The organism is Rhizobium sp. IBUN (genome assembly GCF_000510625.1).
Taxonomy (GTDB): Bacteria; Pseudomonadota; Alphaproteobacteria; order Rhizobiales; family Rhizobiaceae; genus Rhizobium; species Rhizobium altiplani.
This window is the reverse complement of sequence record NZ_AZNV01000004.1, coordinates 177,508-191,610: the sequence shown is the minus strand read 5'-3', so window position 1 is coordinate 191,610 and position 14,103 is coordinate 177,508. Positions and strand designations below refer to the sequence as shown.

The 14,103-nt window shown below is 63.2% G+C and carries 11 protein-coding genes; 6 read left to right on the top strand and 5 right to left on the bottom strand.

The annotated features are described in order from the left end of the window. Window positions 1-135: 135 nt before the first annotated feature. The 3 genes from RHIBUN_RS0106595 to RHIBUN_RS0106585 are packed head-to-tail and all read right to left on the bottom strand — an operon-like array spanning window position 136 to window position 3,097. Window positions 136-1,653, bottom strand: a complete 1,518-nt coding sequence (locus RHIBUN_RS0106595; protein ID WP_018856613.1) for a tripartite tricarboxylate transporter permease — start codon at window positions 1,651-1,653, stop codon at window positions 136-138. 11 nt (window positions 1,654-1,664) lie between these two features. Continuing rightward, window positions 1,665-2,156 carry a tripartite tricarboxylate transporter TctB family protein gene (locus RHIBUN_RS0106590; RefSeq protein WP_018856612.1) on the bottom strand — a complete coding sequence of 164 codons (492 nt, stop codon included), beginning with the start codon at window positions 2,154-2,156 and terminating at the stop codon, window positions 1,665-1,667. After that, a complete protein-coding gene (locus tag RHIBUN_RS0106585) occupies window positions 2,153-3,097 on the bottom strand; it encodes a tripartite tricarboxylate transporter substrate binding protein (RefSeq protein WP_025658942.1) in 945 nt (314 codons plus the stop codon). The genes RHIBUN_RS0106590 and RHIBUN_RS0106585 overlap by 4 nt, the downstream gene beginning before the upstream one ends. Before the next feature lie 315 nt (window positions 3,098-3,412). On the opposite strand from RHIBUN_RS0106585, the gene RHIBUN_RS0106575 reads away from it, so the two are divergent. Continuing rightward, a complete protein-coding gene (locus tag RHIBUN_RS0106575; protein WP_025658941.1) occupies window positions 3,413-3,601 on the top strand; it encodes a hypothetical protein in 189 nt (62 codons plus the stop codon). 15 nt (window positions 3,602-3,616) lie between these two features. Here RHIBUN_RS0106575 and RHIBUN_RS0106570 read toward each other — a convergent pair whose 3' ends face one another. Continuing rightward, a complete protein-coding gene (locus RHIBUN_RS0106570) occupies window positions 3,617-4,684 on the bottom strand; it encodes an ABC transporter substrate-binding protein (protein WP_198021133.1) in 1,068 nt (355 codons plus the stop codon). Window positions 4,685-4,853: 169 nt separating this feature from the next. On the opposite strand from RHIBUN_RS0106570, the gene RHIBUN_RS0106565 reads away from it, so the two are divergent. The 5 genes from RHIBUN_RS0106565 to RHIBUN_RS0106545 all read left to right on the top strand — a co-directional run bounded on the left by RHIBUN_RS0106565 (window position 4,854) and on the right by RHIBUN_RS0106545 (window position 13,657). Continuing rightward, window positions 4,854-5,531: a response regulator transcription factor gene (locus RHIBUN_RS0106565; RefSeq protein WP_025658939.1), complete on the top strand. Its 678-nt coding sequence runs from the start codon at window positions 4,854-4,856 to the stop codon at window positions 5,529-5,531. After that, the gene (locus RHIBUN_RS0106560) at window positions 5,528-6,910 is read left to right on the top strand and encodes a sensor histidine kinase (protein ID WP_025658938.1); all 1,383 of its coding nucleotides are present in this window, start codon (window positions 5,528-5,530) and stop codon (window positions 6,908-6,910) included. The genes RHIBUN_RS0106565 and RHIBUN_RS0106560 overlap by 4 nt, the downstream gene beginning before the upstream one ends. 111 nt (window positions 6,911-7,021) lie before the next feature. Then, window positions 7,022-10,342: a transglutaminase family protein gene (locus RHIBUN_RS0106555; RefSeq protein ID WP_025658937.1), complete on the top strand. Its 3,321-nt coding sequence runs from the start codon at window positions 7,022-7,024 to the stop codon at window positions 10,340-10,342. A gap of 13 nt (window positions 10,343-10,355) precedes the next feature. Then, window positions 10,356-12,773 carry a circularly permuted type 2 ATP-grasp protein gene (locus tag RHIBUN_RS0106550; protein ID WP_025658936.1) on the top strand — a complete coding sequence of 806 codons (2,418 nt, stop codon included), beginning with the start codon at window positions 10,356-10,358 and terminating at the stop codon, window positions 12,771-12,773. Then, the gene (locus RHIBUN_RS0106545) at window positions 12,770-13,657 is read left to right on the top strand and encodes a transglutaminase family protein (RefSeq protein ID WP_025658935.1); all 888 of its coding nucleotides are present in this window, start codon (window positions 12,770-12,772) and stop codon (window positions 13,655-13,657) included. The genes RHIBUN_RS0106550 and RHIBUN_RS0106545 overlap by 4 nt, the downstream gene beginning before the upstream one ends. Here the strand turns inward: RHIBUN_RS0106545 and RHIBUN_RS36310 are convergent. After that, window positions 13,641-14,081: a hypothetical protein gene (locus RHIBUN_RS36310; RefSeq protein WP_156932676.1), complete on the bottom strand. Its 441-nt coding sequence runs from the start codon at window positions 14,079-14,081 to the stop codon at window positions 13,641-13,643. The two genes, RHIBUN_RS0106545 and RHIBUN_RS36310, sit on opposite strands and share 17 nt — an antisense overlap. Window positions 14,082-14,103 lie beyond the last annotated feature (22 nt).

Sequence of the window (14,103 nt, the reverse complement as noted above, 5' to 3'; positions counted from 1 at the left end):
TCCGCATTGGATGCGCCGCAGAAGCACCCGTGCCGTCCGCAGCAACCACCAATAACACCTTATCGTAACCAGACGAAAAGGCCGGCGATGTTTCCATCGCCGGCCGCAGTTGTGGGGTTCGGGCAGTCTTTTTCTTTAGTCCTCGTTCGCCGCAAGCTGCGACAGAACCTCGCCGCGTCCACGCAGGCGCAGGATCAGCGGGATGATGAAGGCGGCCGCAGCAACGATGAGCAGGCCGGCCGCAATCGGCGACATCACCAGCGTCGTCACGTCGCCCTGACTGATCGCAAGCGCGCGGCGCAACTGTTGCTCGGCCAGCGGGCCAAGGATGAGGCCGACAACAGCAGGCGCGATCGGATAGCCGAAGAGCCGCATGATGTAGCCGAGGATGCCGAAGGCGAGCAGCATGCCCAGTTCGAAGACCGACGGGTTGGCGCCGATCGTGCCGAGTGTGGCAAACAGCAGGATGCCGGCATAAAGCCACGGCTTCGGGATCGTCAGCAGGCGCACCCAGAGGCCGATCAGCGGGAGGTTGAGCACAAGCAGCATCGCGTTGGCGATCAGCAGGCTGGCGATCAGGCCCCAGACGATCTGCGGGTTGTTCGCAAACAGCAGCGGGCCGGGCTGCAGGCCGTATTGCTGGAAGCCGGCGAGCATGATCGCGGCCGTCGCCGTCGTCGGCAGGCCGAGCGTCAACAGCGGCACCAGGGTCCCTGCCGCCGACGCATTGTTCGCGGCCTCAGGACCAGCCACGCCTTCGATCGCGCCGTGACCGAACTCCTCGGGGTTCTTCGCCAAGCGCTTTTCCGTGGCATAGGAAAGGAAGGTCCCGATCTCGGCACCGCCGGCAGGCATCGCGCCGATCGGGAAGCCAATCAGCGTGCCGCGCAGCCACGCCTTCCAGGAGCGGCCCCAGTCCTGCGCCGTCATCCACAGCGAGCCTTTGACCGCCTCGACCTTCTCCTCGATGCTGTTGCCCTGGGCGGCGATATAGAGTGTCTCGCCGATCGCAAACATCGCGACCGCAAGCGTCGTCACCTCGACGCCATCGAGCAGATCGGGGACCCCGAAGGAAAGACGCGCCTGTCCGGTCTGCTGGTCGATGCCGACCATGGCAAGCGCAAAGCCGATGAACAGCGATGTAAGCCCGCGCAGCGCCGAATCCCCGAAGGCCGACGAGACGGTCACGAAGGCGAGTACCATCAGCGCAAAATATTCACGCGGCCCGAAAATCAGGGCCAGCTTGACGATGTAGGGAGCGATGAAGGCAAGGCCGAGCGTCGCGATCAGGCCGGCGACAAACGAACCAATCGCCGCTGTCGCGAGCGCCGGCCCGCCGCGGCCCGCGCGGGCCATCTTGTTGCCCTCAAGGGCCGTAACGATCGAGGCGCTTTCGCCAGGCGTATTGAGAAGAATCGACGTCGTCGAGCCGCCATACATGCCGCCATAATAGATGCCGGCAAACATGATCAGCGAGCCAGCCGGATCGAGCTTGTAGGTAACAGGAAGAAGAAGGGCGACGGTCAGGGCGGGGCCAATCCCCGGCAGCACGCCGACCGCGGTGCCGAGCGTCACGCCGACGAGCGCATAGAGCAGGTTCATCGGCTGCATGGCGACCAGGATGCCCTGGAAGAGGAATTCGAAGGTGCTCATCGCATCCAATCCTAGAAGAAGATGTGTTCGAACGGCCCGGCCGGCAGGGTCAACTGCAAGAGCTTTGCGAAGATCACCCAGACGACGAAGCTGAAAGCGATGCCCGCAGGGATCGAGATCCAGAGCTTGCGGCGTCCGAAGCCGGCGGCCGTAAAGGCAAAGAGAAGGCCGGTTGCGATCGAAAAGCCTGCCGTCTTGAGAAGCAGCATCTGCGCGGCAAGGCCGGCGACGACCCAAACTACAGGCGCGATTTCCTGATGCTCGCGCTCGGGAAACTCGCCACGCCAGGCTTCGAAGATGGTCCAGATGCCGAGGCCGATCAGCCCGAAGGCGACCACCTTGGGCGCAGTTGCCGGACCGATGCGGTCATACTGAGCGATGGCGCGCATATGCGAGGCATCCCAAAGCATGACGGCAGCGACGACGAAAAGACAGATGGCAATGACCAGCGCCGCCCAGTCAGGGCGGCGCTTCGTTGCCAAGGGTTCGTTACCCCTGCTCATTGAACAAGTCCGATCTCTTTGAGGATGCCTTCGGTAGCCGAAACGTCCTTGTCAAGCTGCGCCTTGAAGGCGTCGCCGGCGAGGTAGGTGTCAGCCCAGCCCTTGCTCTTCAGGATTTCCTGCCAGCCGGCGGACTTCGAGAGCTTATCGAAATCAGCGGTGATTGCAGCCGTCTGCTCGGCCGAAAGACCAGGGGCGGCGGCAACCATGCGCCAGTTCTCGACAGCGACATCGAGGCCCGATTCCTTCAGCGTCGGCGCGTCGACACCCTCGATGCGCTTGTCGCTAGAGACAGCCAGGAGCCGGAGCTGACCAGCCTTCACCTGCGATTCGAATTCGCCGTAGCCGGAAATGCCCGCGGTCACCTGTCCGCCGAGGATAGCGGCCAGGGCTTCACCGCCGCCGGAGAAGGCGACGTAGTTGATCTTCGTCGGATCGACGCCGGCAGCCTTGGCAATCAGTCCGACCGCAATGTGGTCGGTACCGCCTGCCGAGCCGCCACCCCAGGAAACCGAACCCGGATCCTGCTTCAGCTTGGCAACGAGATCGGCCATCGTCTTGATGTCGGACGCAGCCGGGACAACGATCGCCTCATACTCGCCGGTAAGGCGGGCAATCGGCGTGACGTCCTTCAGCGTGACCGGCGACTTGTTGGTCAGGATAGCGCCGACCATGACATAGCCGCCGACGATCAGTGCGTTCGGGTTGCCGTTGTTCTGGCCGGTGAACTGCGCGAGACCGATGGTGCCGCCGGCGCCCGGAACGTTCTGAACCTGAACGTTGCCTGAGATGCCTTCCTTCTGCATCACGGTCTGCAGCGAGCGGGCCGTCTGGTCCCAGCCACCGCCGGGAGCGGCCGGCGCCATGATGGTGTAGTCCGCCGCATAGGCCGGCAGGGCGACCGCAGCCGCGAAAATGGTTGCAAGAAGAGTATGCTTCACGAGTGTGTCCTCCGTGGGCGCGGCTGAGAAACCGCGCGTTGTTCTCGATGGAATCGGGAAGGACACCGCAGACGGACTCCAAGGTCCGATATGGCTGGCAAGCTCCTCCCGAAACTTCACCTCTCCGCCTCCACGGAGCTGAAGTTCTGCAAAGCGGACCACAACAAGCTGTCATTTAGCTGACATCGATCAACTATCCAGCCCGCGATGACACTTTTTTGCCGCAATTACCCTGGGCGAAAACAGACGCAAAATGCCACCATCCGTGGAACCTGGAGGCGGTTTGTGCGTTATGGCGCTCAGGAGGATTGCCCCATGAGTTCTCACGTCGATAACAAGCAGATCGAAAATGAGGGCTTACGCCAGGTGTGGAGTGTGCACGATTTTGCACGCCGGCACCGGTTGGACGAGCAGGAGGAGAAACGTCTTCGCTCGCTCTTTGGGTCATACGCGACGAAGCAGGAACTGCTGGCCAACGCCCAGCGGCCCTGCATCTTCCGCTAATCATCCACGGCGATTTTACTGCGTCCGCAGCACTTCGTTCCAGTGCGCGATCAATCGCGCGCGCTTCACCTGGTCCAGGTAAACCATCAAGCCCGGGCTGACAGGCACCGGCCGCAACTGTGCGCCCAAGAGCTCCTGCATCGTGTTGGCGGTATTCTCGCCGGCGACCTCCGGGCTGACAGCGGGAATCTGCAACTCCCGCGCCATGATCGTCTGGCCCTCCTTCGACATGAAGAAGGATAGATAGCGCCGTCCGAGTTCCGGTTCGCCCGCCGCCTGCGGCACCAGGCCGATGCGCGACATCACGACCGTATAGTCTTTCGGCAGCACGATCCCGACATCGGGATGACGCTTGGCCCAATCGGCGGCGTAGGACCCGAGGATGTTGTAGCCGAGCACGAAGCGGCCGTCCGATACGCGCTCCAGGATGGCCGAACTGGTGGAGTATAATTTGACGCCGGCCGCCCCCATCGCGCCGATAACGGACCATATGTCACCGAACTGTTCCTGGTCGCGTGCCATGAACAGGAAGCCGACGCCGGAGCGCTCGATATCATAGGTGCCGATCCGCCCATGGATCGCGTCACCCTTGCGCTTGAGGTAATCGACGAATTCCGCCCGCGATCTCGGCGGCGGCTCCGTCGCGAAGCTCGGCTTGTGGTAGACGAACACCGCCGGCTCGAAGGTCAGCGCGTAGGCGGTATTGCGCCAGTTGGCCCATTTCGGCCAGCGCGCGCTCATCGGCAGGTTGCTCACCTGCGCATAGCCGTCGTTGGAGAGCTTGACCTGCAGATCCATGGCCGAGGAGAAGGCGAAGTCCGCAGTGCGTTGGCCGGCATCCGTCTCCCGCACGATGCGGTCATAAATTTCCCCGGTCAGCATATCCTCGTACCTGACCGCCACGTCCGGATTGGCTTCCTGGAACCCATGGATCATCGGCTGCGCCAGTGGCTCGTCGAGCGATGAATAGACAACCAGCGTCGGGGCCTCGGCATTGCCGGAACGCGCCGGGTAGAACACCTCATCCGCAGTGGCTAAGCCGGGACAGAGCAACAGGCACGCAAGTAAAGAAAGTCTCCTCATGAGAGGACAATGCACCAGCAACCGGGATCCGGCAAGCGAGCCGCATCCACCCACAGCGCCCGAAGGCGGCTGGTACGACCGCAGCAGCAGCACACTCACCAGACACAAAAAATGGCTATGACATCTTCGCCGCCACCCTGTATCCTCTTCAAAAATCAAGGGAACATCCGTGCGCATTCTATTGGTGGAGGACAATATCGCGCTGGCCGACGGGCTTTCGGCCATCCTGCGAGGCACCGGCCATGCCGTCGACGTCGTGCATGATGGCGCCTCCGCCAACGCTGTCACGGCGGCCGAGAATTTCGATCTCGTCGTGCTCGACCTGAACCTGCCGGAAATGGATGGCCTCGAGGTGCTGCGCGCCATGCGCGCCAGGCAGAACCAGTCGGCAGTCCTGATCCTGACGGCGCGCGGCACGCCGGAAGAGCGCGTCAAGGGTCTCGATCTTGGTGCCGACGACTACCTTATCAAGCCCTTTGATATCTCCGAATTCGAGGCCCGCGTCCGCGTGCTCCTGCGCCGCCAGGCGGGTCTGCATTCGGCGACTGTCAGTTTCGGCGGCCTTTCACTCGATCTCAATTCACGCGCCTTCTCCGCCGGCTCGACGCCGCTCGACATTCCCGCCCGCGAACTCGGCCTGCTGGAAATCCTCTTCATGCGCGCCGGCAAGGTTGTCGCCAAGGAAGCGATCATTCAGTCGCTGACCGCCTTCGACGACGACATCTCGGCCAATGCCATCGAGCAATATGTCAGCCGCCTCAGGAAGCGCCTGTCGCCCTATGGGCTGACGGTGAAGACTGCGCGCGGCATTGGCTACTATCTCGACAAACTGCCAGAGGCCTCATGACAACGGCCTATTCGCTCCGACGAAGACTCCTGTTCTGGCTGCTGATCTCGACCGCCATCATCGGCATGGTCGCGCTCGCGGACACTTATCGCGAAGCGGTGCAGACCTCCAACATCGTTTCGGACCGCGTGCTGGCCGGCTCGGCACTCGCCATCGCCGAACGCGTGGTCGTGGCGGAAGACGGCACTCTCGAGGTCGACATCCCCTATGTGGCCCTTGAGATGCTGACATCGGCCGCGCAGGACCGTGTCTTCTATCGCGTCGACGGACCGCCCGGAAAATTCATCACCGGCTATCAGGCGCTTCCGGTCCTCGCCGAAACCGTAGGCGACACGGCAGGCTTTGCCGATGATACCTTCCGCGGCGAACCGATCCGTGTCGCAACGCTCAAGCGGTCAGCCTCAACAGGCATTCGCTCCGTCCCCTTCGCCGTGACCGTTGCCGAAACCACGATCGCCCGCCGTCAGCTCGCCCGCGCCATCCTCTTCCGCTCGGCGCTGCGTCTCTCCCTTATGATCGCCGGCGCCGCCGTCATCGTCTGGATCTCGGTCACGGTCGCGCTCCGTCCGCTGTACAAGCTGCGCGATGCGATCGGCGAACGCAGTCCCGACGACCTGCACCCGATCGAACAGGCAGTACCAAGCGAGGTCCAGCCGCTCGTCGATACCGTCAACGGCTTCATGGTGCGCTTGCAATCGGCGCTCGATGCACTTCGTAACTTCACCGGCAACGCCAGCCACCAGCTGCGCACGCCGCTTGCGATCATCCGCACGCAGCTCGCCCTCTCCGCTCGCGCGAGCACATTGGCCGAAGCGCAGGGCTCCGCCCTGAAAGGCGATCAGGCCGTCGCCCATGCCGAACGCATCCTCGCGCAATTACTGCTGATGGCGAAAATCGACGCTGCAACGGCGAAGGAGGCGCTGACCGCATCGTCGATCGACCTGACAGCCATTGCCCAGGACATCACCGGAGAACTTATCCCGACCGCCGCCGAGGCCGGCATCGACCTCGGCTTCGAAGGCGACCGCCCTGCCCTCGTCCATGCCGAGCCGCTGCTGATCGGCGAACTCTTGCGCAACCTTGCCGGAAACGCCATCGCCTATGCCGGCAAGGGCGCTGAGGTGACCGTTCGGATATCCGCGACCGACGATGCCGTCCGCCTCGAAGTCGAGGACAACGGCCCCGGCATTCCCGCAGAGAAGCTCGCTGCCGTCCGGCAGCGCTTCTCGCGCGCCAGCAACTCCGGCGCGCCGGGCGCCGGGCTTGGCCTGCCGATCGTCGAGGAAATCGCCGGCCTCTTCAACGCATCGCTGACGCTGGAGCCCGGTGCACATGGCAGGGGTCTCACGGCCTCCGTGACGTTTGCGAAGGCGACGTAAAGGCTTAGCCGGCTCGGCCTTACCGCCTTGCATTCTTTCGCTGCATTGCACACACTACCCTTTGGGAACAGCAAATGCCGTACAACGATACGGCAGCGGATAAGGCCCTCCATGTCGATCAAAGCCAGCATCTATCACCTGACGCATTACAAATACGACAAGCCGGTCCGCCTCGGACCTCAGATCATACGCCTCAAGCCCGCGTCGCATTCCAAGACGCGGGTGATCAGCCATTCGCTGAAGGTTTCGCCGTCGAACCATTTCGTGAACCTGCAGCAGGATCCCTACGGCAATTATCTGGCCCGCTACGTCTTCCCTGACCCGGTGACGGAGTTCAAGATCGAGGTCGACCTCGTCGCCGACATGACGGTCTATAACCCCTTCGATTTCTTCATCGAGGAGAGCGCCGAGATGTGGCCCTTCTCCTATCCCGAGGAGATCAGGGACGACCTGAAGATCTACATGCAACCGCAGCCGGTGGAGCCGGCGCTGGCTGCCTATCTCGCCGGCATCGACCGCACTCCCATGCGGACCACCGACTTCATCGTAGGGCTGAATGCGCGGCTGAAGAACGACGTCGAATACGTCATCCGCATGGAGCCCGGCGTCCAGACGCCGGAGGAAACGCTGAAGCTGGCGCTTGGCTCCTGCCGCGACTCGAGCTGGTTGCTGGTCGAGATCCTGCGCAATCTCGGCTTCGCCGCCCGCTTCGTCTCCGGCTATCTCATCCAGCTCACCCCCGACCTGAAGGCACTCGACGGGCCCTCCGGCACCGAGGTCGATTTCACCGACCTGCACGCCTGGTGCGAGGTCTATCTCCCCGGCGCTGGCTGGGTCGGCCTCGACCCGACGTCTGGCCTGCTCACCGGCGAAAGCCACATACCGCTCGCCGCCACCCCGCACTACCGAAATGCCGCGCCGATATCAGGCGCGCTTTACGGCGAGGCCAACACCGAATTCGCCTTCGAGATGAAGGTCTCGCGGGTAGCGGAGCACCCGCGCATCACCAAGCCTTTCTCCGACGAAAGTTGGAAGGAGCTCAACGAGCTCGGTGCCAAGGTCGATAGCATCCTGCAGGCCGGGGATGTCCGCCTGACCATGGGCGGCGAGCCGACCTTCGTTTCCATCGACGACTTTGAATCCGAGGAATGGAACACCGCCGCCGTCGGCCCGACCAAGCGCGAGAAAGCCGACCTGCTGATCCGCAAGCTGCGCGAGCGCTTCGCCCCCGGCGGCTTCCTGCATTACGGCCAGGGCAAGTGGTATCCCGGCGAAAGCCTGCCGCGCTGGACCTTCTCGCTCTACTGGCGCAAGGACGACAAGCCGATCTGGCGCAACCCGGACCTCATCGCCGGCGAGGGCAAGGACACCGGTGCAAAGGCAGATGACGCCGCCAACCTTTTGAGTGCCATCGCCAGGGAACTGGCGATCGAGACCGACATGGTGCTGCCCGCCTACGAGGATCCAGCCGAATGGATCATGAAGGAAGGCAGCCTGCCCGAAAACGTCGACCCATCCAATTCCAAGCTGAAGGACCCGGAAGAGCGCAGCCGCATCGCCCGCGTCTTCGAACGCGGCCTGACCGTACCGACCGGCTACATCCTGCCGGTCCAGGCCTGGAACGCGCGCGCCTCTAGCACGCGCTGGGTCAGCGAAAAATGGAAGACCCGCCGCGGCAAGATCTTCCTCGTTCCCGGCGACAGCCCCGTCGGCTATCGCCTGCCCCTCGGCACCCTGCCCTATGTGCCGCCGGCGCGTTTCCCCTATATCCACCCCGCCGACCCGTCGATTCCGCGCAATCCGCTGCCCGAAGTCTTCGTGCCATCCGGCCGCGCCATGCCGGAAGCCTCCCGCCACAGCGACGACAGCAGCCAGAACCGCGTTGAGCAAACCGTCGGCGAGATCGGCGGCGCCGTGCGCACCGCAATCTCGGTCGAACCGCGCGACGGCAGGCTCTGCGTCTTCATGCCGCCGGTCGAGCGCATCGAGGACTATCTCGAACTGATCGCCGCCGCGGAGAATGCAGCGACCGAACTCGGCCTGCCCGTCCATATCGAAGGCTATTCGCCGCCGCAGGACGAGCGCATCAATGTCATCCGCGTCGCCCCCGATCCCGGCGTCATCGAGGTCAATATCCATCCCGCTTCCAACTGGCAGGATTGCGTCGACATTACGATGACGATCTACGAGGAAGCCCGCCAAAGCCGCCTCGGCACCGACAAGTTCATGATCGACGGGCGCCACACCGGTACCGGCGGGGGCAACCATGTGGTCGTTGGTGGCGCCAATCCGGGCGACAGCCCCTTCCTGCGCCGCCCTGACCTGTTGAAGAGCCTGGTACTGCACTGGCAGCGCCATCCCTCGCTCTCCTACATGTTCTCGGGCATGTTCATCGGCCCCACCAGCCAGGCGCCGCGCATCGACGAAGCCCGTCACGACAGCCTCTACGAACTGGAAATCGCGCTCGCCCAGGTCCCCGCGCCGGGTCGCGGCGCGCAACCCCTCCCTTGGCTGGTGGACAGGCTGTTCCGCAATCTGCTGACCGACGTCACTGGCAACACGCACCGCGCCGAGATCTGCATCGACAAGCTGTTTTCGCCGGATGGCCCAACCGGACGGCTCGGCCTCGTCGAATTCCGCGGTTTCGAAATGCCGCCGAACGCACGTATGTCGCTTGCCCAGCAACTGCTGGTCCGCGCGTTGATCGCCCGCTTCTGGCAGCACCCTGCGGACGGCAAGTTCGTGCGCTGGGGCACGTCGCTGCACGACCGCTTCATGCTGCCGCACTTCGTCTGGGCCGATTTCCTCGACGTGCTCGGCGACCTCAAGCAGAATGGCTTCGACCTCAGCCCGGAATGGTTCAAGGCACAGCTTGAATTCCGCTTCCCCTTCTGTGGCGAGGTCGAATACGAAGGCTCTAAGCTCGAACTGCGGCAGGCGCTGGAACCCTGGCACGTCATGGGCGAGGAGGGCGCGATCGGCGGCACGGTCCGCTATGTCGACAGCTCCGTAGAGCGCCTGCAGGTCCGGCTGGAAACCAGCAATGCCTCCCGCTACACCGTGACCTGCAACGGCCGCACGGTTCCGTTGAGCTCGACCGGCACGGCGGGCGTCTCGGTCGCTGGCGTTCGCTTCAAGGCATGGCAGCCTGCGTCGGGATTGCACCCGGTTTTGCCGGTCAATACGCCGCTCACCTTCGACATTTATGATACATGGTCGAAGCGTTCGATCGGCGGCTGCATCTATCATGTTGCCCATCCGGGCGGGCGTAACTATGAGACCTTCCCGGTCAATGGTAACGAAGCGGAAGCGAGACGGCTGGCGCGATTCGAGCCGTGGGGGCATACGGCAGGCGCATTCATTCCGCGTGCCGAGACAGTTTCACCGGAATTCCCGCTGACGCTCGATCTTCGACGACCGGTGGGAATCTAAGCACTAGGGCGAAATGGGCAAGAAACCGACGGCAGAACTGAGGGAAGAGCCAGCGATCCGCACCGGAAACGATGCCGTGCTTGGCTATACTCCTCTGCCCGGCGTCGCCGACGAGATGGTCGACACCAACGGCGCCATCCGCCCGGTCTGGCAGCGCTTCTTTTCGCATCTGAGCGGAATGCCCGAAAAGGAGCTGACCGAACGCTTCACCCGCGCCGACCGTTACCTGCGCGACGCCGGCGTTTTCTACCGAGCCTACGGCAGCACCGGAAGCGCCGAGCGCTCCTGGCCCCTCTCGCACGTTCCGGTCCTCATTGATGCGCGCGAATGGGAGGCGGTCTCGGCTGGGCTCGTCCAGCGCGCCGACCTGCTGGAAGCGATCGTTGCCGACGTCTACGGTCAAAATCGCCTTGTCGCGGAGGGCGTGCTGCCGCCAGCCCTGATCGCTGCCAACCCCGAATACCAGCGTCCGCTTGTCGGCGTCACCCCGGCCGGCGGTCACTACCTGCATTTCTGCGCCTTCGAGATCGGCCGCGGTCCTGACGGAAACTGGTGGGTCCTCGCTGACCGTACGCAGGCGCCGTCTGGCGCCGGCTTTGCGCTTGAAAACCGCGTGGCGACGACCCGCGCCTTCTCCGATATATACGCCGAGACGCCGGTTCATCGCCTCGCCTCCTTCTTTGGCGCCTTCCGCGATGCGCTGCAGGGCATGAAGCACAGCGGCGACGACCGCATCGCCGTGCTGACGCCAGGCCCCGCCAACGAAACCTATTACGAGCACGCCTATATCGCCCGCTATCTCGGCTTCATGCTGCTCGAGGGCGAAGACCTGGCTGTCGTCAACGGCAAGGTGATGGTCCGCACCGTGTCGGGCCTGAAGCCGATCACCGTGCTTTGGCGCCGCCTCGATTCGGCCTATTCGGATCCACTGGAACTGAACCAGAATTCACATATCGGCACGCCCGGCCTCGTCGAGGCTCTGCGCGCCGAAAGCGTGACCATCGTCAATGCACTCGGCAGCGGCATCATTGAAACACGCGCGCTGCTCGCCTTCATGCCGACCATCTGTCGTCGTCTGTTTGGCGAAGAGTTGAAGCTCCCCTCGATCGCCACCTGGTGGTGCGGCCAGAAGGGCGAACGCGAGCATGTGGCTGCCAACATCGAAAAGATGGTGATCGGTCCGGCCTATTCGCGCGCACCGTTCTTCGACGACAGGGGCGAATCCGTGCTCGGCTCGACCTTGCGCGCCAAGACCAAGGATTCGATCGGCGATTGGCTGAACTCCGACGGCGCCAAACTTGCCGGGCAGGAAGTCGTAACGCTTTCGACGACCCCGGCCTGGATCGGCGGCAAGCTGACGCCACGCCCCATGTCGCTGCGCGTCTTTGCCGCCCGTACGGCCAATGGCTGGCAGATCATGCCTGGCGGTTTTGCCCGCATCGGCGGCAGCGACGACGTTTCGGCCATCGCCATGCAATCGGGTGGCGCCGCCGCCGACGTCTGGATCGTCAGTGACAAGCCAGTGGAACCGCACACCCTTTTGCCGGCCGAAGGCAGCTTCACCCGCAACATGCCGGGCAGCCTGCCGAGCCGCGCGGCCGACAACCTGTTCTGGCTCGGCCGCTACATCGAGCGCGCCGAAGGGGCCCTGCGCATCCTGCGCGCCTGGCACGCCCGCTTTGCGGAAGCCGCCGATCCGAACCAGCCCCTGTTGGCCGACGTGACAGCCTATCTGGCCGCCGTCGACATCGACACCGAGGAAGCAGTCCCGGATACGCTAATGCGCAACATCGACAGCGCCGTCTATTCCGCCAGCAACATTCGCGACCGTTTCTCGCCGGATGGCTGGCTGGCGCTCACTGATCTCGCCAAGACGGCGCGACGGTTCCACGAGACGATTTCTCCCGGCGACGATGCAAGCCACGCGATGACGATTCTGCTGCGCAAGCTCGCGGGCTTCGCCGGTCTGGTGCACGAAAACATGTATCGCTTCACCGGCTGGCGTTTCCTCTCGCTCGGCCGCCATATCGAGCGCGGGCTGCACATGACACGGCTGCTCGGGCACATGTCGGGGCCGGACGCCCCTGATGGCGCGCTCGACATGCTGCTGGAGATCGGCGACAGCGTCATGACCCATCGCCGCCGCTACAACGTCAACACCGCTCGCCTCACGGTCACCGATCTGCTCGCGCTCGATCCGCTCAATCCACGCTCAATACTTTTCCAGATGAACGAGATCCACCGCGAGGTGGAGCAGCTCCCGAACACACTCGTCAACGGCCAGATGTCGCCCTTCTATCGCGAAGCGATGCGGTTGCACTCCGGCCTTGCCGTGATGACGCCGGAGACGATGAGCGTCGATGTCTACCGCCGCCTCGAACGCGAGCTGGAGCATCTGTCCGACCTCCTTGCCCACACATATCTCGGATGACCCAGGTGCTTTACGATCTCTCGCTGCACATGGGCTACATCTACGACACGCCGGCCTCTGGCGCCCGCCACATCATGCGGCTGATGCCGCTGTCGCTGCCGAACCGGCAACGGCTGGTGGCCGGCTCGATCAAGGTTTCGCCGACGCCGGATGAACAGGCGCACTTCGTCGATTTCTTCGAGCACCCCGCGACTTCCTTCATGCTGCGCGCGCCGCATGAAAAGCTGGATATCCGTATGCATGCCCGCGTGCAGGTGGAGAGCCATTCGATCGCAGCGGATTTTTCCCCCGTGCTCGCAAAGCTTCCGAATGAGGTCGCAGGCGTCTGGTCGCTGAAGCCCGACGCCCCGCATCATTTCCTCGGCAATAGCCCCCGCCTTTCGGAAACACGCGCGATCTCGGACTATGCGAAGGCCTGCGCCGAACCGTCATTGACCGTGCTGCAGATCGCCACTGCGCTATGCGCGAAAATCCATCAGGATTTCACCTATGATGCCGAAGCGACAACCGTCGATACGACGCCGCTTGAAGCCTTCCAAATGAGGCGCGGCGTCTGCCAGGACTTCGTCCATGTCATGATCCTTGCTCTGCGTAGCCTCGGCATTCCCGCCGGATATGTCTCCGGATTCCTGCGCACCATTCCGCCGCCCGGCAAGGAACGGCTGGAGGGGGCGGACGCCATGCATGCGTGGGTGAGGGTCTGGTGCGGCGAAACGATCGGCTGGGTCGAACTGGATCCGACGAACAACATCCCGGCCGGCACCGACCACATCGTCGTTGCCTATGGCCGCGACTACGCCGACGTCGCCCCGGTCATCGGCGTGCTGAAGAGCTACGGCGGCCAACGCGCTGTCCAGGCCGTGGATGTCATTCCGTTGGGATAATTGAATAGCCGATAGAATTCAGATCTTTACCGTGGCGTTCATGGTGCCGCAAAAGGTCAAGGACCTCCTTGCCTCCTGCGGGACCATCCCGAGCAACGCCTATCAGCCCAATAGCATGGCTCAGCTGGTTGCGGACTTCGGCCATGGCCGCCAAGGCGACGAGCTCGCGACCCGCCTGACGAACTGGTAACAGCAAAGACCCGCAAACAACAAAAGCCGCCCCGGAACAAACCGGAGCGGCTTTTCGTTTGCCTGCAAAAACGCGCATATCAAATTCGGAAAACCGATTGAAATCAAGCTCTTTCCGCAGCGGTGCGCCAAGCCTCGGCAATTTTTTCGTTTGGGTAATTCCTTTGTTGCAAGTGCGTTGTAACGATGCATAAACTGCGTGTTTAGTGCGCGGCAAACCGATTGAAATTGGCATAACGTACTGAAACCAAACAGAA